The sequence below is a fragment of the Deltaproteobacteria bacterium genome (assembly GCA_030654105.1).
In the GTDB taxonomy this organism is placed as follows: domain Bacteria; phylum Desulfobacterota; class SM23-61; order SM23-61; family SM23-61; genus JAHJQK01.
This window is the reverse complement of sequence record JAURYC010000039.1, coordinates 1-18,679: the sequence shown is the minus strand read 5'-3', so window position 1 is coordinate 18,679 and position 18,679 is coordinate 1. Positions and strand designations below refer to the sequence as shown.

General features: G+C 52.7%; 17 protein-coding genes. 9 read left to right on the top strand and 8 right to left on the bottom strand.

What is annotated here, in order from left to right:
- Positions 1-44: 44 nt before the first annotated feature.
- The 5 genes from Q7V48_01600 to Q7V48_01580 form a co-directional block, all read right to left on the bottom strand.
- Entirely contained in the window at positions 45-476 is a 432-nt protein-coding gene (locus tag Q7V48_01600; protein ID MDO9209436.1) for a hypothetical protein, read from the bottom strand.
- 15 nt (positions 477-491) lie between these two features.
- On the bottom strand, positions 492-1,727 hold the full coding sequence (locus Q7V48_01595) for a tetrahydromethanopterin S-methyltransferase subunit A (GenBank protein MDO9209435.1): 1,236 nt from the start codon (positions 1,725-1,727) through the stop codon (positions 492-494).
- Positions 1,728-2,293: 566 nt separating this feature from the next.
- Entirely contained in the window at positions 2,294-3,373 is a 1,080-nt protein-coding gene (locus tag Q7V48_01590; protein MDO9209434.1) for a 4Fe-4S binding protein, read from the bottom strand.
- 594 nt (positions 3,374-3,967) lie between these two features.
- A complete protein-coding gene (locus Q7V48_01585) occupies positions 3,968-4,243 on the bottom strand; it encodes a type II toxin-antitoxin system RelE/ParE family toxin (GenBank protein MDO9209433.1) in 276 nt (91 codons plus the stop codon).
- A 2-nt stretch (positions 4,244-4,245) separates the two neighbouring features.
- Positions 4,246-4,470, bottom strand: coding sequence for a hypothetical protein (locus tag Q7V48_01580; GenBank protein ID MDO9209432.1), 225 nt, complete (start codon positions 4,468-4,470; stop codon positions 4,246-4,248).
- 276 nt (positions 4,471-4,746) lie between these two features.
- On the opposite strand from Q7V48_01580, the gene Q7V48_01575 reads away from it, so the two are divergent.
- The 3 genes from Q7V48_01575 to Q7V48_01565 all read left to right on the top strand — a co-directional run bounded on the left by Q7V48_01575 (position 4,747) and on the right by Q7V48_01565 (position 8,481).
- The gene (locus tag Q7V48_01575; GenBank protein ID MDO9209431.1) at positions 4,747-5,418 is read left to right on the top strand and encodes a response regulator transcription factor; all 672 of its coding nucleotides are present in this window, start codon (positions 4,747-4,749) and stop codon (positions 5,416-5,418) included.
- Between the two features lie 3 nt (positions 5,419-5,421).
- Positions 5,422-6,819 carry an ATP-binding protein gene (locus tag Q7V48_01570; protein MDO9209430.1) on the top strand — a complete coding sequence of 466 codons (1,398 nt, stop codon included), beginning with the start codon at positions 5,422-5,424 and terminating at the stop codon, positions 6,817-6,819.
- A 174-nt stretch (positions 6,820-6,993) separates the two neighbouring features.
- Positions 6,994-8,481 carry a DegQ family serine endoprotease gene (locus Q7V48_01565; protein MDO9209429.1) on the top strand — a complete coding sequence of 496 codons (1,488 nt, stop codon included), beginning with the start codon at positions 6,994-6,996 and terminating at the stop codon, positions 8,479-8,481.
- 206 nt (positions 8,482-8,687) lie between these two features.
- Here Q7V48_01565 and Q7V48_01560 read toward each other — a convergent pair whose 3' ends face one another.
- Positions 8,688-9,842, bottom strand: a complete 1,155-nt coding sequence (locus Q7V48_01560) for a nitronate monooxygenase (GenBank protein ID MDO9209428.1) — start codon at positions 9,840-9,842, stop codon at positions 8,688-8,690.
- Positions 9,843-9,956: 114 nt separating this feature from the next.
- A complete protein-coding gene (locus tag Q7V48_01555) occupies positions 9,957-11,621 on the bottom strand; it encodes a long-chain fatty acid--CoA ligase (protein ID MDO9209427.1) in 1,665 nt (554 codons plus the stop codon).
- A 327-nt stretch (positions 11,622-11,948) separates the two neighbouring features.
- Between Q7V48_01555 and Q7V48_01550 the strand changes: the two genes are divergently transcribed.
- The 4 genes from Q7V48_01550 (at position 11,949) to Q7V48_01535 (ending at position 16,051) form a co-directional block, all read left to right on the top strand.
- Positions 11,949-12,146 (top strand): MerR family transcriptional regulator, encoded by a 198-nt coding sequence (locus Q7V48_01550; GenBank protein MDO9209426.1) that lies wholly within the window; start codon positions 11,949-11,951, stop codon positions 12,144-12,146.
- A 174-nt stretch (positions 12,147-12,320) separates the two neighbouring features.
- Positions 12,321-13,820 (top strand): 4-hydroxyphenylacetate 3-hydroxylase N-terminal domain-containing protein, encoded by a 1,500-nt coding sequence (locus tag Q7V48_01545; protein MDO9209425.1) that lies wholly within the window; start codon positions 12,321-12,323, stop codon positions 13,818-13,820.
- A 63-nt stretch (positions 13,821-13,883) separates the two neighbouring features.
- Entirely contained in the window at positions 13,884-15,086 is a 1,203-nt protein-coding gene (locus tag Q7V48_01540) for an acetyl-CoA C-acetyltransferase (GenBank protein MDO9209424.1), read from the top strand.
- A gap of 92 nt (positions 15,087-15,178) precedes the next feature.
- A complete protein-coding gene (locus Q7V48_01535; protein ID MDO9209423.1) occupies positions 15,179-16,051 on the top strand; it encodes a 3-hydroxyacyl-CoA dehydrogenase family protein in 873 nt (290 codons plus the stop codon).
- 17 nt (positions 16,052-16,068) lie between these two features.
- Here the strand turns inward: Q7V48_01535 and Q7V48_01530 are convergent, their stop codons facing one another.
- Positions 16,069-16,287: a hypothetical protein gene (locus Q7V48_01530; GenBank protein ID MDO9209422.1), complete on the bottom strand. Its 219-nt coding sequence runs from the start codon at positions 16,285-16,287 to the stop codon at positions 16,069-16,071.
- Positions 16,288-16,420: 133 nt separating this feature from the next.
- On the opposite strand from Q7V48_01530, the gene Q7V48_01525 reads away from it, so the two are divergent.
- Together Q7V48_01525 and Q7V48_01520 are read left to right on the top strand one after the other, a co-directional pair.
- A complete protein-coding gene (locus Q7V48_01525; protein ID MDO9209421.1) occupies positions 16,421-17,815 on the top strand; it encodes a carboxyl transferase domain-containing protein in 1,395 nt (464 codons plus the stop codon).
- 55 nt (positions 17,816-17,870) lie between these two features.
- Positions 17,871-18,623, top strand: a complete 753-nt coding sequence (locus Q7V48_01520; GenBank protein ID MDO9209420.1) for a glucose 1-dehydrogenase — start codon at positions 17,871-17,873, stop codon at positions 18,621-18,623.
- Positions 18,624-18,679 lie beyond the last annotated feature (56 nt).

Below are 18,679 nucleotides of genomic sequence, written 5' to 3'. Positions count from 1 at the left end.
GGGCAATAAAGTTTATCTATCTCCGGACCGGAGATCCCTGGCCCTCAATGTACAACGGGGACCGGTTCTTCAGCGCCGCATGACTCACAAATTAATTTTGCCATTTTGCTCACCTCCTTTCCAGGTTGAATAGTGGGCTCGGTGATCTGATTCATTAGCTCCAAGGCTCCCAACGGGAAACAACCTGGCCCAATCTTGCATCGACCCGCTGTCTTTTGACAGCTGACCTCTTCGGCCAATTTCAAACCTTCAGCCGCCTTTAAAAAGGTTTCAACACAAATGAGTATCTTTTCTTTTTCCATTTTTGGAATCGAGGACTTCTCTAAGTCCATTCTTAGTTTCTTCAGTCCTTTGATGACTTTCGTTTGAGCCCCTGATAGGCCTATACAATTTCGACAGATATCCTCAGCAAAGGCGCCAAGAGTGGCCAGAACCACATCATAGCCCCTTAATTGATTTTTAAAATACATGGACATTTTCCCACCCTTCACTCATCCATTTGATGGTAATGCTGGCTCAGTGATAAGTTTCAGAAGTTCAAGTGAGGCATTGGCAAAGCATCCAGAGCCAATAGTGCAATTGCCCACGGTTTTCTGGCAGGGTTGACTCGTATCTTGGGGAAGGCCTTGGAGAGCTTCCTCAAATTCATCTAATTCCCTCTGGAGTTTTTCCTTTTTCATCTCGGGGAGAGATGATTTATCCAGGGAGGCCTTTAGATTTTTCAGTCTTTTGCTGGCCGAGATCACAGCAGCCGGCAAACTACACCCATCATGACAGATATCTCGGTCGAGGGCCTTAAACGCCGCCAATACTCCCCTATAACCTCTCAATTGATTGGCAAAGTATAATTCCTCTTCTGTCAGGGGCCCCTCCCTCACGGGCAAGGGCGGCTTTGGTTTTTCCTCTTCCACCCTTTTCTCCCTTAAGGCTTCTTCAGGTCTCTCCAGCACCTCTATACAGAGCCTGGCAATCTCAGCCAACTCTTCTGTAACCTTCAGGAGGCGCTTCGTCAAAGATAGAATTCTCTTATCTCCTTTCATCGGTTCACCACCCGTCTTCCCTAAGGGTTCTTCAATTTTCTTTAAAAATCCTTCATCAATTTCCCAACTCTCAATTTCCTCCGGATGCTCGACTCTCCAGGTGAGGCGGCAAGAAAGCCCGGTTTCGGCAAAAGACCCTGGATCGTAGAGAATAAAATCTTGAAAAGGGGTCGGGTCCTCCTGATAGCAGGACCAAACTGCCTTCGCAATGTTTTCTGGATTTATCTCATCTGTCAGATCCACCAAGATCGTCTGCTCTCTAAATCTTTTAATAGCCTCCAGAGGGATATTGAAAAGGTAGGGGGTCTTCGCTTGGGAGCCGACGATGATCCTCTTGTCATTGATTCCTTCTTTTATCAGGGCTTTAAGCGCAGTACCTGTATTATGGCCGTTCACCTCCCTGCCACAAAGAACAAGATACCGAATGTTGGGATTGCCAACAACATTGCAAACGATCTTCTCGATGCCGATGTTTTCGGTCTGTAAGGTCCCGGACAAAGCCGCTCCCGTCTCTATCGCCACTCTAACCAACTTTTCGATTTCCAGAGGAATGCTCTGGACTTCAGGGGGTAGCGTGCCGTAGGGAGCGTTTAGGAGAACCACCACGGCCACGGGAGAATAATCATTCCCCCGCAAAAAGCATCCCGCTTCTGTGGGGTAATCGGCAACAGGACTTACTTTTAGCATCTTGAAATTCTTATTTGTAACTTTTTACAGCATTATATCAAAAATGAGGAAAGGTCAAGGCATCTATTTTAGGCCGCTAACGGGCTTTCTAACCACCAAGAAGGTTTTTCTTGGTTACCGGAGAGGAAAAGGGTTTTTCTTATAAAAAGAAATGTCGCCTTTTTACACAGAAAGCGACAGCGATTAAAAATCATGTATCATTCCGGCCGGAATCTCCCGCCCCATGGATTACCGAGTGAACTCTACACCTCTTGCAAAGGCCTGTCAATTATTGATTTCAGGAAGTAGTCCACATTCAAGCTATCGTGCCAATCTCTGCACTTTGCCAAAATTTCCGATATAAAAAATATATCCAAACCCTTAATGATTATGGATGGAAACCTACACCCTTTGACAGAATATGTCAATCATTTAGTACAGGAAGGAGGCCTTGATTTTCCAGGACATTTCCGCCCCCTGCCGAATTTAACGCAAACCCCTACAAAGTCCGAATCGGCGATTCCGTTGCAACATGTTGACTTGTGATTGAAAGAGAGGTAGCGAACGGAATCGAAAATCATCTAAGACTATTCGAAGGGAAATGCCTTTCCTTTTTCTCTCCCGATCGCCTGCACCAGCGCTATCGGATCCGGGAATATAACTGAAAGATCGTCTTTTTCCTTGTGGACAATTGAAATGGATTCCGTAGGACAGGTTGATATACATAGCCCGCAGCCGATACATCTTGCTTTCTCAATCTTGGCGCTCCCATCTTGAACCCTGATTGCATTCACTTGGCAGCGATCCACGCAGCTTTCACAGCCTGTACATGTCTCAGGGTCTACTTTGGCATAATAATTTGATTTTGTCATTGCTGTCGGGATATTGTACTTGTTGACGGCCTGCAATACGCCACAGCAGCAGCCGCAGCAATTGCAGATAAAAAGCTTCGCCCCTTTCTGATTCGAAGAACAATGGACGAGCCCCTGTTCTTCCGCCTTGAGAACAATCCCCCTTGCTTCTTCCCGGTTGACTTCCCGGCCGAGACCGTTCTCGATATAATAATCCGCTGCGGGACCAAAAGTCATGCAGGCCTCCATGAGCTTATCGCACCCCTCCCCCATAAGCTTTCGTTCTTTCCGGCAGATGCAATCTGCCACCGCAAACTTCGTATGGACATTGAGAATCTCCGAAACCTTTTCATAAGGCTCGATCTCGGCGGCCCCGATGATCTCTTTTTCGACAGGGATGGTCCGCATGCCCGATATTTTGGTTTTTCTCCTTTCGGGAAGCATTCCTTCCTCAGCATACCTTTCTTTCAGTTTGGCAAATTCCTGGTCCAGGTTTTTCAGCTGGAATTCCCAGATTCCGACAATCCATGGAGCAAGACTGTATAGAATTTGCCCATCAGGGGTTCTGATCCGCATGATCAACCCTTTCTTAGACATCCCATACAATTGCTTTCCCATTTCCTCTGCATCACGAGATACCCTCGCGGCGATCTGTGAAGCGGGTTCTGCGGAAGGACGCAGTGCCAGCATGATCTCTCCCTCTTCCGGGGTGAAGAGGCGACGAAGGATTTCCAATTCGACTCCACTTACTGTCTTGGGGAATCCCTGGGGAAACATATCGAGTCTCTCCCGTACTTTTTCATAAATGTCACTCATAGTCCCCTCCTCATTCATAAAATTTGAGTCCGCTCCCCCTATTCCCCTAATAAGTGGCTACGATTTCAAGGGCATAGTATTAAGATTAGATGGAGAAGTTAATAGGGGAGATAGGGGCCAGGGAAGGTAGTCTTGGCTCCATGGGGGTGATCCGTTCCTCCTTTGCCCGATGAGACCCTTGAAAAATTATTTGGAAGCCTTACCCTTGGCCATGATTAAGCAGCCATGAGCCTAAATTTTCTGATGGGGTATCATTTGTTTTAGGAAAGGTGCGTCGCACCTAAAACCTAAACCCCCGCATGATGCAACTCAAGATTATGAATTGAAATATAATATGGACGGCCTAAATTTGAAAAACAACATTTCAGGAAGAAATAGCTAAGAGCCAAGGCTATCGCTTCCACCTCTTACTGTTCACTTGGATATTGTACGTGAAGTTGACAATTAGGGATTGAATGATTGGCCAAGTGCAGACTACCCCTCCTGTCTTGGCAACTCGTTCCATGTCGTTCCATGTACGATAACGCCAACACTTAGAAGGGTCTTCCCTGGAACAAGGACTCGTATGGGAATATAGAAGCGGCTTGGACCGCGTTAAAGCCTCTTCTTTATTGCTTCATAAACCTTTTTTCGGTGAATGATACCAAGTATCCAAACCGCTTCTTCCACGATTTTGAAGACCACCCGGTAATCCCCAACCCTCAGCTTCCAATAGCCGCGGAGTGTTTTTCGCAAGGGTTCACCATAAAGATGAGGTGCTGTCGTCAAGCGTTTTTCAATGGCATTCTTAATGCGGGTTCTCAGCCTTGCGTCAAGAAGGGGAATATCAATGGACTTCACATCAGAATGGTATCTAAGTTCGAACGGCACAATTACCAAACCTCATTATGCTTCAAGGTTTTTGTTTTTGTGAATGTCCGTTCCCTGTTCTCGGCAAAGGCGGAAAGTGCCATATCCTCCTCGATTTCCAGCGCCTCTCTCACGAGGTCGCGCACCTTTAACGAAAGGGAAACACCATCCCTATTGGCCAGCTTCTCGATGATATGGTAGAGGGGCTTTTCAAACACTACATTGATTCGAGGATTTTTTACCGGCATAAGTTTCACCTCCAATTCTAATGTAACACTTTTGATACACCACGTCAACCCCCGAAAAAAACTAGCCCACCTTCACTTTTTGATTTATTTAATATTTACAAGCCCATGGAGGCAGGAAGGTACTTCATTTGGCCAGCCCTTCGATCTTAGGGAACTCCTCTCCCCCGCTACGCTCTTGTAAATCTTCCCTGGCCTGTTGTACTATTTATTTAGGAAGATGAATTATATGAACCTTGCTTCTAAAACATTGGCGGGGCTAATAGAAAGGATCCTTTGATGCGGATCCTGGTCGTGGAAGATGAAAGAAAGGTGGCCAGCTTCATCCGGCAGGGCCTGGGAGAGGAAGGCTATGCGGTTGATGTCGCCTCGAACGGCGAGGAGGGCCTGGCGATGGCCCGGGATGGGGTGCATGACCTGATCATCCTCGACATCGGCCTGCCAAAGATGAACGGGCTCCAGGTCCTCCAGGAACTTCGCCGACGGAAGGTTACGACGCCGGTTCTGCTCCTCACGGTGCGGGCGACCATCGAGGACAAGGTTCTCGGTCTCGATGCGGGAGCGGATGACTATCTGACCAAGCCCTTTGCCTTCCAGGAGCTTGTCGCCAGGGTTCGGGCACTGCTGCGGCGGCGGACCGAAGGGGGTCCAGCCGTTCTTCAGTTTGCCGACCTGACCCTTGATCCTGCCCGGCACACTGCCTTCCGCGGAGGCCAGAAGATCGACCTCACCTCAAAGGAGTTTGCCCTCCTTGATTACTTCATGCGCAACCCCGGGCGCGTGCTGACCCGGACCATGATCATCGATCACGTCTGGGATTATGACTTCGACACCGGGACCAACGTCGTGGACGTTTACGTCAATTACCTCCGGAAGAAGATCGACTCAGACCGGGAACCAAAGCTGATCCACACCATCCGGGGGGTTGGCTACGTGATGAAAGCGGAGTAATCCATGCGGATCCGATCCATTCGGACGCGCCTCACCTTCTGGTACACCAGCCTCCTGGCCTTGACCTTCCTCCTCCTGGGCGGGGCGGCCTGTGGGCTTCTGGCCTACAATCTCTCCCATGACGTGGACACGGCGCTTTCGGGGGTTGCGCGGCTGATGGCTGAGCAGGCGCGCAGGAGCGGTGCAGCCTTCCTTCCTCCTGAGGTTGACGAGGCCTTCCGCCGTTTTTTCGGCTTCTCTCCCTGGGACCGCTACTTCGAAATGATTGAGCCGCCAGACCGTTCCGGCCCGGCCCCGCGCCCCGGCAAGCTGCCACTCAGCCCGAAGGCCCGGGAGAATGCCTCTGAAGGACTTTCTACCTTTGAGACCTTGGAAGGTCTGGCGCCTTATCCGGTCCGGGTCCTGACCATGCCGGTCATCGAGGCCGGTAGGGTTGTACGCTTAGTCCAGGTGGGAATGTCGCTCGAGGTTTCTTATAATACGCGCCGACGCTTCCTCCTGACTATGGCGGCTGTCTTCCCCATCGGCCTTTTACTGGCCGGCGGCGGCGGATGGCTGCTGGCCCGCCGGGCGCTCAGGCCGGTGGATCGGATGGCGGAGACGGCCCGGCGCATCAGCGCAGAGCAGCTTGCCGCACGCCTGGAGGACAGAGGTGCGAACGACGAGTTGAGTCGGCTGGCCCAAACCTTGAACGAGATGCTCGGACGCCTGGACACATCTTTTCGCCAGATCCGCCAGTTCAGTGCGGATGCTTCCCACGAACTGCAGACACCCCTTACGATCCTGAAGGGGGAGATCGAAGTTGCCCTGCGTATGCCGCGGACTCCGGAGGAGTATCAGCGCATTCTGAAGAGTGCCCTGGAAGAGATCGACCGGGTCGCCCGCCTGGTGGAAGGCCTCCTGCTTCTCGCCCGGGCCGACGCCGGCGTGCTCCGAATGGATCTTCAGCCGGTGGATCTGGCCCAGCTGGTCGAAGACGTTTACGGACAGGCAAAGGTCCTGGCTGACCGCCGTAAAATTACCCTTCTCCTTGGGGTGATGGAACCCCTCTCCATTCGAGGAGATTATGAGCGCCTCAGGCAGGTTCTGCTGAACCTGGTAGACAATGGGATCAAGTACACGCCCTCCGGCGGCCGGGTAACGCTCTCCCTTCAGCGCGACGGAGAATGGGCCTCTCTCCGGGTTACGGATACGGGGATCGGCCTATCCCCTGGAGACCAGGAGAAAATCTTTGAACGATTTTACCGCTCTGCCGAGGATCGCTCGCGGGGCGAAGGCGGCGCGGGACTCGGGCTCTGCATCGCCCGCTCCATTGCCGAGGCTCATGGCGGCAAGATCCAGGTCGAAAGTACTCCGGGTCTCGGGAGCACTTTTACGGTTCTCCTCCCCCTCCAATCCTGAGCGTAGTTTCTCCTTTCCTCACGGCTGACCCCACTTCCATCATTAGAAATTTCTAATCTTCGGTTAATCTTCTTTTAATGTTCCTCGTTTATATTTTTCTTAGAGCAGAGGCGAGAAGTTCCGGCAGGACGCCGGGAGCCTTGCCCAAATTTTAACCTTAAAGGAGGAACGAACATGTCCAACATCTTAAAACGTTTTTTAATCAACAAAAAAACTGCAGGGTTGACCCTGGCGGCTGTCGCCTTGGCTTTCACCCTAGTCGGGCTCGGGATGGCTTCGGCCTTCCACTGGACCGGCGCATCAGAGGCGAAAAACGCCATTAGCGGCGCCACGACATCCGCGTCAACACCAACCGTTCCTGGCTCCTTTGCCGATCTGGCCCAGAGATTGAGCCCTACGGTCGTCAATGTGAAGGTGACCAAGGTTGAAAAGGTGGGGAGTTTCCCCATGCCCCAGCTTCCAGAAGGCCCCTTCGGGGACTTCTTCAGACAGTTCCCCCATATGATCCCTCAGGGCCCTGAAAGCCGCCAGACTCAAGGTACTGGGTCCGGAGTTATCATCAGCGCGGATGGCTACATCCTGACCAACAACCACGTGGTGGAAGGCGCCAAAGAGGTAATGGTCACCGTGGGGGACGAAGAAGAGTATAAGGCGCAGGTCGTGGGGCGCGATCCGAAAACAGATCTGGCCGTGCTGAAGATCAAGCCCAAAGAAAACCTCCCGGTGGCAGCACTGGGTGACTCCAATGAGACCAATGTTGGAGACTGGGTTCTGGCCATCGGCAACCCCTTTGGATTGACCCATACCGTAACTTCCGGGATCGTGAGCGCCAAGGGCCGGGTCATCGGCGCCGGACCGTATGACAATTTCATCCAGACCGACGCCTCCATCAACCCGGGCAACTCAGGCGGCCCGCTCTTCAACATGAAAGGAGAGGTTGTCGGGATCAACACCGCCATCCTCCCCTACGGGCAGGGGATCGGCTTTGCCATCCCGGTCAACACGGCCAAGCCCTTGATTCCCCAGCTTGTGGCCAAGGGTGAGGTGACCCGGGGATACCTCGGGGTGAGCATCCAGCCGCTCACCTCTGAGCTGGCCAAGGCCTTGAAGGTGGAAGAGAGCAAGGGAGCTCTCGTGAGCGATGTGACCCCGGCCAGCCCTGCCGCGAAGGCCGGAATCCAGCGGGGTGACTTGATTGTTTCCTTCAATAAAAAGACGGTGGAAGATCCTCGCACCCTTTCCGCCATGGTCGCCGAGACCCCGGTGGGGCAGCAGGTTCCCGTGACGGTCCTTCGCGACGGCGTAAAGCAGCAGCTTTCTGTCGCAGTCGGCAAACTCCCTTCGGAGAGAGCTGAAGAAGAGCAATCCATTCAGCCGACCCAGGGAAAGTGGGGTCTCCAGCTTCAGGACTTGAGCCCTAAGATGGCCAGCCGGCTTGGTGTTAAGGCTGGTCAGGGCGTTGTGGTCGCGGGAGTTCAGAGCGGCACCCCAGCGGAGCGAGCAGGCGTCCACCAGGGAGATATCATTCTGGAAATGAACCGCCAGCCGGTGAACTCGGTCGCAGAAGCCCGGGAGGTGGTCACCAAGACCAGCGAAAAAGAACCTCTCTTGCTTCTGGTGAAACGGGACAGCGGTAGTTTCTTCATCACCCTGACCATGTAAGCAATAGCCTGAAGTAAGATCCCAACAGGGTGGGTGGATCCAAATCTATTTCGGATTGCGGATTGCAGATTGCAGAACTGCCCCCTCTCCAACTCTCCCCTCCTCTGAGGGGGAGGGAGAGGGTGGCGAAGAATCAATCAGCGAATTTGATTTTTGAATTTGGGGTATTCTCTCCGCGTTCTCTGCGTGCTCTGCGGTGAATCCCTTTATTTTGCTATCACCGTTTCCGGGAGTTTGCGGGTTAATATATCTACGGCTTCCTCGACCATCTCTTCCAGAACCTGGCGGGCCGGTTTAATCTCTTTGATGAGACCGGAGACCTGTCCAGCCAGACCCCCAACGAAATCGTCCTTTTTCCCCTCGATGAAACTGGCCAGGAGGGCCGAAGAGATTAAAACCTGGGTGGGGAAGGGAAGCGGCTCCAATCCGGAACCATTCCAGAGGTCGTGGAACTTGTTGTAGCTTGCCCGGAGCGTCTTGCCTGTGTAAGCCGTACTCACTCGCGTGTCTTCGTCAGTGGATTTCAGGATGCGCTGTTTGTTTATTTCCAGGGCACCACCTTCGGTTGTGGCCAGAAAGCGGGTTCCGACCCATACGCCCACGCAACCCATGGCCAGAGCCGCAGCCAGTCCCCGGCCGTCGCCAATACCTCCAGCAGCCAAAACGGGTACGGGGGCCGCCGCATCGATCGCCTGCGGCAAGAGAGCCATTGTCCCGATGCGTCCGGTATGCCCGCCGCCTTCATGGCCCTGAGCCACCAGAAGGTCGATGCCCGATTGAGCCATCCTTCTTGCGTTCTTGGTGTTCCCGGTAATAGCCAGCACTTTCATGCCGTGGGCATGAGCTTCTTCCACCATAAAACCTGGATTGCCCAGGCCGGCGCAAAAAAGAGGAACCTTCTCTTCGATACATACCTTGATGGCTTCCTGGGGGCGCATCGTGGTTGAGTTCATCTTCACCATTATTTCTACATCCGGGAGGTTCAGCTCTTCTTTTACCTTCTTGACCCAATCTTGATGTGATTTAGGCAGGGATTTCAGGATCGCGTTCAGAGGCAGCTCCTTGATCTCCTTCTGCCCCATGCCTCCACCCAGGTCAAGTTTTTGAGGCAGGAGAAGGTCTACCCCATAGGGTTTATCCGTCTTGGATTTGATTTCCCGAATGGCTTCCCTGAGCCCATCGATGGTAAAACCCGCGCCTCCGAGGACTCCCATTCCGCCTGCCTCAGAGACGGCCACTACCAGGCCCACAGGTGCCCCTGTGGTTTCCCCGATCAGCGTCGGCCCCATGCCGGCGCTCACGATAGGATATTCAATTCCCAGAATATCGCAAAGCTTGGTCCGTAATATTCTTTTGCCCATATCAACCTCCCTTGAAAATTATAAGTGACGAAAGTTGAAAAACAGTGTTGATTGTTAAACCGACCCTCGCTTCTTCTTTTCTTCTCCCTATCTCCCTGTCCCCCCATCTCCCCATCATTTTTTCCTTTTCTTTTCTTCCTCTGCCCGCAATACCTTGCGCAGAACCTTGCCGATCGCGGATTTGGGAAGGGAATCGCGGAACTCTACCATTTTGGGCACTTTATACGCAGCCAACTTTTCCTTACAGAAGTTGATGATTTCTTCTTCGGTTGCCTTCTCTCCGGATTTTAAAACGATAAACGCCTTCACGGTTTCCCCCCGGTACGGGTCTGGGATACCTACGGAAACGGCTTCTTGGACCTTGGGATGCTGGAAGAGAACCTCATCAATCTCCCGGGGGTAGACGTTGAATCCTCCGGCAATGATCATATCTTTCTTGCGGTCAACAATAAAGAAATATCCATCTTCATCCTGGACTGCAATATCTCCGGTATAGAGCCATCCGTCTTTGAGTTGTCCGGCCGTCTCCTGGGGATTATTCCAATAACCCTGCATGATCAACGGGCCTTTCATGATGATCTCTCCCGGCTGCCCCTGTGGGACATCCTCTTTGCCCTCCTGCAGATCCACGAGCCGTACATCATTGTCCGGGACGGGAATTCCGATGCTGCCCACCTTCTTGAGACCCAGGATGGGATTGGTAATTCCCAGGGAGGTTGACTCGGAGAGGCCATACCCTTCGCTGAAGAAAATGCCCATATCCCTGACCTGCTCGATCAGCTCTACCGGCATGGGCGCCGCTCCTGAGTTAAGCAAACCCAGCCTTTTAGCCAGGTCTAATTCCACGGCCTTAGGGTGGTTGATGACCGCGTTGATCATGGTGGGCACAGCGGGGAAAAAAGTAATTTCTTTGAAGTTGGCCAGAAGGTTCATGACCTCATCAATATTAAAGCGAGGGATCTGGATCTGAGTAGCGCAGCTAAACATGGCCCAGTTCATTACCACGATGTTGCCGTAGACGTGGAAGTAAGGTAAAACGGCGACCACGGAGCGCCTCTCGGGAGGAGTGTAATTGATGGTGGGATTCCCCCAAAGGGCGCATTGGAGAGTCGCCGCAACCACGTTCCTATGGGTGAGAACGGCTCCTTTGGGAACTCCTGTGGTTCCTCCGGTAAACTGAATCAGGGCTGGGTCTTCCGGGTTCACCTGGACCCGGGGGAACTTCGTGTTGGTGCAGCTCTCCAGGAGTGTGGAAAAATGATGCCACCCTTTTTCCAGATCCAGACTGGCCGCCGTGCTAACGCCCAACCCGATGATGTAATCGGTAACCTTGGTTACGATCACCCGGGGAATGGAAACTGCCTGGCATAAAATACGGATATTGGGCAGAACCATATCGAAGGTGATGAGCGTAGTCAGTCCGGTACTTCCGACAATTAACTTGAGCTCTTCGGCCGTATACATGGGATTGATATTTACGATAATGGCCCCCAGCGAAAGCACAGCATAATAAGAGATAAGGTATTGAGGGCAGTTGGGCAGATGAATTCCTACCCGATCTCCTTTTTGTACCCCCAGAGCACCCAGAGCATTCGCCATTCGGAGCACTTGTTGACGTAGCTCCCAGAAGGTCATCTCCGTTCCGAAAAAGTTCAGGGCTGCCTTGTCCGGGTAAGCATTGGCCGGGATCTGAATGAGTTCATGGACGGGTAAGCGGGGGTAGCGGATCGTGGTGGGCACGTTATAATCATAATGACGATGCCAGGGCTTAACCTCCATGTTTCTTTTCTCCTGATTATAATTTATTATTTATGGTTGGAATAAGTTGGGAAAGCATTTGCGTTATCATAGGGTTCAAGGGTTCCAGGGTTCATGGGTCCCAGGATTTTAAAAACATATCAATAAACCACTTGACCCCTTGAACCCTCGACTTCTTGACCCCCCCCTTTATTTTTAAAAGGGAATTTGATAAAGAGTATTACTAAATGCTACGCATAAAAGTCAAGAGAAATATTGAAGGTATTAATTTCTCCTTGACAAGTTTTTTGGCATTGGTTATTAGTGATTCGTTAAATTTATAAATCAGGGAAGACGGAGATTTCACCTTTGAAGATTAGAGATCTCGTCCAACGCACCAGGGTATCCAAGGAGACCGTTCATTATTATATCCGGGAAGGGCTCCTCCCCAAGCCCCGCAAGCGCGGAAGGAACATTGCGGAGTACAACGATAGCTATGTAGACCGCATCCGTCTCATCTCTACCGGAAGCTGTCCCGGGAAGAATACAAGCGAATCCTCTCGGTAATGGAAGAAGAATCTAAGGGTGCAGAGGAAGAAGAAAGGAATACGGAGGAGCAAGCTCCCCAAGGTTACGGAGGGCTATGAGAAACGTCATGTCCATGATTCAATCCAGAGATTAAAATCAAGCTATCGAAAAATTTTTATGAGCAAAACTGAATAAGAAAAGGAGGAGGCAGAGATGAGGACCAAACAGCAGTATATCGAAGGCCTGCAGAAGATGCGGCGGAACATTTACATGGATGGGCAGAAGATCGCCCGCACGGATGAGCTGCAGATGCCCACCATCGACACTATCGGGTTGACCTTTGATTACGCCGCCAAGCCCGAGCATCAGGATCTATGCACGGCCACTTCCCACCTGACTGGGGAGAAGATCAGCCGCTTCTGTCATATCCATCACAGCAAAGAGGATTTGCACAAGAAACAGGATATGACCCGGCTGCTTTGCCAGGCCGCCGGGGGATGTATTCAGCGGTGTATGGGGTGTGATGGGGCCAATGCCATCTATAACGTTTCTTACGAGGCGGACAAGCAGAACACCGGGGCCACGCAGTATCATGAGAATTTCAAAAAGTGGGTGGAGCGGTTCCAGAAGGAAGACTTGGTGGGTTGTTGTGCGCAGACGGATGTGAAGGGGGACCGGATGAAGCGGCCTTCGCAGCAGAAGGATCCCGATATGTATGTTCGTGTGGTGGAGCGGAAGAAGGATGGGATTGTGGTGCGGGGTTCGAAGGTGCATAATTCGGAGGCTTCTGTGGCCGATGAGATCCTGGTGGTTCCCACGCGTGCCCTTTTGCCGGAGGAGAAGGATTGGGCGGTGGCGTTTGCGGTTCCTGGAGATTGGGAAGGGGTAAAGCAAGTCGTGACGGTGCATAACCTGCGGGCCCGGGAGTATTTCAAGAGAGGTTTTGCTCCTGGGTCGACGGATTCGTATACGATTTTTGATGATGCGTTTATTCCGTGGGAGCGGGTGTTCCTTTGCGGGGAAACCATCCACGGGGGCACGTGTGCACTGCTCTTCGCCCTTTTTCACCGCCACAGCTATTCAGGTTGCAAGCCGGCGTTGGGAGACTTGATGCTGGGAACGGTGGCTTTGGCGGCGGAATACAATGGAATTGCTAAGGCGTCGCATGTGCGGGACAAGTTGGCGGAGATTATCCGGGTGTCCGAGCTTGGCTATGCGGCCGGCTTCACCGCTTCCGAATTGGGGAAGCCCGAAGTATACATTCCTGGGGTGGGATTTAGGCCTTATGGGCCGGGAAGTTATATCCCCCATTCCATTTATGCCAACGTGGGCCGCAACCTAACCGGGGAGGCGGTTTTCCGGGAGGCCGAAATTCTTTGCGACGTTTCCGGAGGGATTCCGGCCACCTTCCCCCATGAAGGGGATTTTGTGAACCCCGAGACTAAAGATCTCTTATACAAATACATCACCCGTAACCCGGAAATTCCACCGCAAGATGCCGCCCAGCTCTGGCGGTACGTGGGCGACCTGCTCTGCTCAGCCACGGGTGGAATTCACCAGTTTGGAGCGTTTCATGGTGGGGGCTCGCCAATCATGGAAGCTATTGCTATCACTACCCAGTATGACATCGAGGCCCGTAAAAAAATGGTCAGGAAGCTCGCGGGCATACCGGACAGGCCCAAAAATCCGGAAATGCCAGGAACAAAGAAATGATAAACGCAGGGAGCCAGGGGCACGGAGCTCCCCGCTCCTTGCTGACTGAAAAGGAGGTTATCGATGAGAGAAGTGGTCATTGCCGGATATTTGCGTACTGCCCAGTCGCGGTCCCGTCCCAATGATCCACCCCGGGACTGGTTTCACAAAGTAAGATCCGATGACCTATTAGCGAAGCTTCTTCCCGAAGTCATCAAAAGAACGGGAATAAAAGCCGAAGAGATCGAAGATTTCATCGTGGGATCAGCCACGGGCGTGAATGAGCAATGGAGTTATGGAGGGCGGTTCCCCATTTTCCTGGCCAACCTCCCGCAAACGATCGCGGCCAAATTTGTAGACCAACAATGTGGTTCGGCCATGGCTGGAATTCATGTCGGGTTTATGGAAATTGCCATGGGATTTGCCGACATCGTGATGATTGGGGGAATGGAACACATGACCCGCGTTCCCATAGGGGGACCCCTTTTGGAGAAAGGGGCCATTGCCCCTAATATGCGCCTTTTCACGGATCCGGCCTATAAACACTGGGATATGATGACCACCATGAATATGGGGTTTACCGCGGAGAAGCTCTTTGCCCAGAGTGGCTTAACTAAAGAAGACATGGATCGCTGGGGAGTACGTTCCCACCAGCTGGCGGCCAAGGCCCAAAAGGAAGGTTTTTTCAAGGATGAAATCTTACCCATCGAGGCCGAACAGGCAGATGGAAAAATGATGGTGGTGGATAAAGATCAGGCCGTCCGGGCAGACACCACCATGGAAGGGATGAAGGACCTGAAGCCGGCGTATAAACCGGACGGGGCAGTCACTGCAGGGACTTCCTCACCCCTAAATGCTGCGGCTACCTCCATGATCCTGATGTCCAAGGAGACCGCCAAAAAGAAAGGGATCCAGCCTATGGCCGTTATCCGGTCCATCGGCTTTGCCGGAGTGGACCCAACCATCATGGGAGCCGGCCCGGTTCCCGCCAGCCGCAAGGCCTTAGAAAAGGCTGGTTTGCAGGTTAAAGACATCGATTACTGGGAGATCAACGAAGCCTTTGCCATTGTCGTTTTAAACTGCGCCAAAGAACTCGGAATTGATCCGGATCGGGTCAACGTCATGGGTGGAGGATTAGCCATCGGGCATCCGCTCGGGGCAACCGGGATCCGCCTGGTTGGAACGCTGGCCCGAATTTTGAAAGCAAAAGGTGGCCGATATGGACTGGCCAACGCCTGTGTTGGCGGCGGTCAGGGTGTGGCCACGATTATTGAGAGAGAACCTTGAAAAAAAGTGTCAGTGTCAGTGGTTAGGGTGAGTAAAAATATGTCGATTTTGACACTGACACTCACACTCATCACTCAAAAAGGAGGAAAGCAATGAACGTTGACGATATTAAAAAAATTGGCGTGGTGGGGGCGGGAAACATGGGACATCAAATTTCGCTCCTTTGTGCAATTCATGGGTATCAAACCATCTGTACAGACATCGTTCCGGACATCTTAAAGAAGGCCGAAAAATTTGCCGATACCTACCTGCCTGGGCGGGTGGAGAAGGGGAAAATGACCAAGGAAGTAGCCGAGAACGCCCGGAAAAATATCTCCTTTACCTTGGATTTGAAAGAAGCGGTGCAAGACGCTGATTACGTCATTGAAGCGGCGGTGGAAGTTCTTGAGGTCAAGAGAAAAGTTTTCGCCGATCTCGACCGTCTGGCTCCGGCCCATGCCATCTTAGCTACCAACAGCTCGTACCTCGTGAGCTCTCTCGTCGCCGACGCAACGAAACGGCCGTCGAAAGTGGTTAACATGCACTTTTTCAACCCGGCGTTGGTGATGAAACTCGTCGAAGTGGTTAAGGGCCCCCACGTCTCCGACGAAACGGCCAAGGTCACCATGGACCTTTCCGAGAAGCTGGAAAAGATTCCGGTCCTCCTCAAGAAAGAAGTGGAGGGATTCCTGCTCAACCGGATCTTCCGAGTGATCGGCCGCGAGGCCCTTTGGATGTTGGAGATGGGAATCGCCAGCTTTGAGGACATCGATAAAGCCTGCGTCTACGGCGCCGGGCATCCCATGGGGCCCTTCCGGCTGATGGACCTGACCGGAATCGACCTCAACTACATCAGGTCCATGGAACGCTTCAAAGAGACCGGAGATCGGACCGACCTGCCCTCCCCCAGCGCTGTGGAAAGATACATGAAGGGCCACTACGGGGAGAAGGCCGGCAAGGGTTGGTATGACTACAGTAAAAAATAGCATAGTGTCCTGAGTCGTTAATTGGTCAAATAAATCAACGATGGTCTGAAGGCCCGGGCGAAAGCCCGCTGCGCTGGCCAAAATGAGGCGGTGGTCTCCTCTTGAACGAGCGGAGCGAGGCTTGCTCTAAAATCCATAAGTGGTATGCAGCAGTTGCCGCCCCGCTGGCTTCTTGACGGAAACAAGGCTGTTGCTACCAAGCCAGCCATTTCCCGGCCGATTTTGGCGGCGCGCATCGGTCCTCCGTCCGGGCCACGGCAAATTTTGTCAACGAATTTCTGACTCAGGACACTAGAGCAGAGAGTAAAAAGAAAGGAGGTTTTTTAACTCTAAGCTCTATACTCGCAGCTTTTAGCTTAAGGAACTCCCATGCCCTTCGAAGAAGAACTGGAGGAATTAAAGCGCCGCAAGGCCAAAGCTTTGCAAATGGGCGGGCCGGAAAAGGTAAAGCGCCAGCACGACCAGGGGAAGCTTACGGCCCGTGAGCGTATTGCCAACCTTCTCGATCCAGGGACCTTTTTCGAAGTAGGAATGCTCAGCCACTCCGACATGCCGGGGATGGAGGATAAAACTCCGGCAGACAGTAAAATTGTCGGTTTCGGCAAAATCGACGGGCGAACGGTAGCGGTTGTAGCCAACGACTTTACAGTACTGGCCGCTACCTCCAGTCGGGTGGCCGGGCACAAAGAAGGGGAGATTAAAGGAATGGCTCTGCGCAAGGGGTTCCCTCTCGTGTACCTGGGGGAGGCTGGCGGGGCGCGCATGCCGGACATCATGGGATCGAAGGGGATGGGCTCCTTCGGCGGCGGAGGATACGATACCTTTCTCCAGCTCAACAGCCGGGTGAGAAAGTCGCCCATGGTAACTGCGATCATGGGGGAATGTTATGGTATGCCCACCTGGATGGCCTGTCTCTCTGATTTCGTTGTCCAGGTGAAAGGAAGCGCTATGGGCGTTTCTGGACCCCGGGTACTTGAGTTGGCCATCAGCGAAAAAGTCACTGACGAAGAACTTGGGGGATGGAAAGTGCATGCCGAAATCACCGGCAACTCCGACCGGGTGGCCAAAAACGAGGAAGAATGTTTCGACGGAGGTAACCTGTTTTCCCTGAAGCCGCTTTTCGGCAAGAGTGTGATTACCTCTCTGGCGCGGGTGGACGGCCGGGTGGTCGGGATCATCGCCAATCAGCCCTATTTTAATGCGGGCGCCATGGATACGGACGGAATCGACAAGGTGATCAGTTTCCTTTGCCTCTGTGATTCTTACAACATCCCTCTGCTCTTCTTCCATGATACTCCGGGTTTTCTGGTGGGCAAGGAAGCAGAGCGGAAGCGGGTGGGTGCACGGGTGATGAATTACATGAACGCTCTGGGTCAGATCACTGTTCCCAAAATCTCCATCATCGTTCGTAAAACCTATGGCATGGCCTTCTGGAATATGGCGGGGTCGGGATGTGCTGCCGAATTCCTGGTAGCCTGGCCGACCGCTGAGATGAGCTTTGTGGATCCGGAGATCGCTGCCAACGTGGTCTTCGGCGGAAAGCTTCAAAACTCCCCGAACCCCGCCGCCCAGCGGGAGAAGCTGGTTCAGCAGCTGATTGAAGACAGCGCTCCATACCCGGCGGCAGGAATGCATTACATCCACGATGTCATCGACCCCCGGGAAACTCGGGATTACATCATTCGAGCCCTGGAGATCTGTCAGGATCGTAGAACAGGCGGTATCGGTGAACATCGCCTGGCTAACTGGCCGACGAAGTTTTAAATCAGTTTCGCTAGGCGCTATGCGTTTTTTTAACTAATCTATAGGAGGTAGCAAAATGGATTTCTCGTTAAAAGGCAAGGTTGCCCTAATCACCGGGGCGAGTCGGGGGATTGGTCAAGCAGTGGCTATCGGGTTGGCTCAGGCCGGTGCCGATATTGCTATTGCTAGCCGGAAACTTCCCGACCTGGAGAAGGTGGCAGAGCAGGTAAGAAAAACGGGGAGAAAATGCCTGCCGGTAGCGGCTCATGTGGCCCGGGTGGAGGAGATCAATAATCTCGTTGGCCAAGTGATGGCAGAGTACGGAAAGATCGACATCCTGGTGAACAATGCTGCTACCAACCCCACGATGGCCTCGGCTATGGACGTAGATGAACGGGCCTGGGATTCGATTATGAACCTCAACCTTAGGGGGTTGTTCTTTCTGAGCCAGGCGGTAGCCCGGCTGATGAAAGAAAAAGGGGGAGGGAAAATTATCAACATTTCCTCCATCGCCGGGATTTCTCCCGACCTATTACCGGTTTATTCCATAAGCAAGGCCGGGGTGATTATGGCTACTAAGGTGATGGCCCAGCAGTGGGCTCAATACAATATCCGGGTAAATGCGGTCGCCCCGGGCCTCACCAAAACTCGCTTCAGTGAAGCCCTATGGAAAAACCCGGACATCCTGAAATTGGCTATGGGCAAAACCCCCATGGCCCGGGTAGCTGATCCCGAGGAAATGGTGGGCGCGATCCTTTACCTGGCCGCGGATGCATCCAGTTATGTAACCGGCCAGGTCATTGCCATAGACGGCGGAACCACCATATAGCCGCTGGAAATATAAAATCCGAAAATCTCGGGGAAGGCCGTAAAGCGGCTTTCCCG

What these genes read in the sequence shown, in the direction of transcription:
- Q7V48_01600 (MDO9209436.1), bottom strand. Translation starts at nt 476, where the DNA reads ATGTCCATGTATTTTAAAAATCAATTAAGGGGCTATGATGTGGTTCTG.
- Q7V48_01595 (MDO9209435.1), bottom strand. Translation starts at nt 1,727, where the DNA reads ATGCTAAAAGTAAGTCCTGTTGCCGATTACCCCACAGAAGCGGGATGC.
- Q7V48_01590 (MDO9209434.1), bottom strand. Translation starts at nt 3,373, where the DNA reads ATGAGTGACATTTATGAAAAAGTACGGGAGAGACTCGATATGTTTCCC.
- Q7V48_01580 (MDO9209432.1), bottom strand. Translation starts at nt 4,470, where the DNA reads ATGCCGGTAAAAAATCCTCGAATCAATGTAGTGTTTGAAAAGCCCCTC.
- Q7V48_01575 (MDO9209431.1), top strand. Translation starts at nt 4,747, where the DNA reads ATGCGGATCCTGGTCGTGGAAGATGAAAGAAAGGTGGCCAGCTTCATC.
- Q7V48_01570 (MDO9209430.1), top strand. Translation starts at nt 5,422, where the DNA reads ATGCGGATCCGATCCATTCGGACGCGCCTCACCTTCTGGTACACCAGC.
- Q7V48_01565 (MDO9209429.1), top strand. Translation starts at nt 6,994, where the DNA reads ATGTCCAACATCTTAAAACGTTTTTTAATCAACAAAAAAACTGCAGGG.
- Q7V48_01560 (MDO9209428.1), bottom strand. Translation starts at nt 9,842, where the DNA reads ATGGGCAAAAGAATATTACGGACCAAGCTTTGCGATATTCTGGGAATT.
- Q7V48_01555 (MDO9209427.1), bottom strand. Translation starts at nt 11,621, where the DNA reads ATGGAGGTTAAGCCCTGGCATCGTCATTATGATTATAACGTGCCCACC.
- Q7V48_01545 (MDO9209425.1), top strand. Translation starts at nt 12,321, where the DNA reads ATGAGGACCAAACAGCAGTATATCGAAGGCCTGCAGAAGATGCGGCGG.
- Q7V48_01540 (MDO9209424.1), top strand. Translation starts at nt 13,884, where the DNA reads ATGAGAGAAGTGGTCATTGCCGGATATTTGCGTACTGCCCAGTCGCGG.
- Q7V48_01535 (MDO9209423.1), top strand. Translation starts at nt 15,179, where the DNA reads ATGAACGTTGACGATATTAAAAAAATTGGCGTGGTGGGGGCGGGAAAC.
- Q7V48_01530 (MDO9209422.1), bottom strand. Translation starts at nt 16,287, where the DNA reads ATGCGCGCCGCCAAAATCGGCCGGGAAATGGCTGGCTTGGTAGCAACA.
- Q7V48_01525 (MDO9209421.1), top strand. Translation starts at nt 16,421, where the DNA reads ATGCCCTTCGAAGAAGAACTGGAGGAATTAAAGCGCCGCAAGGCCAAA.
- Q7V48_01520 (MDO9209420.1), top strand. Translation starts at nt 17,871, where the DNA reads ATGGATTTCTCGTTAAAAGGCAAGGTTGCCCTAATCACCGGGGCGAGT.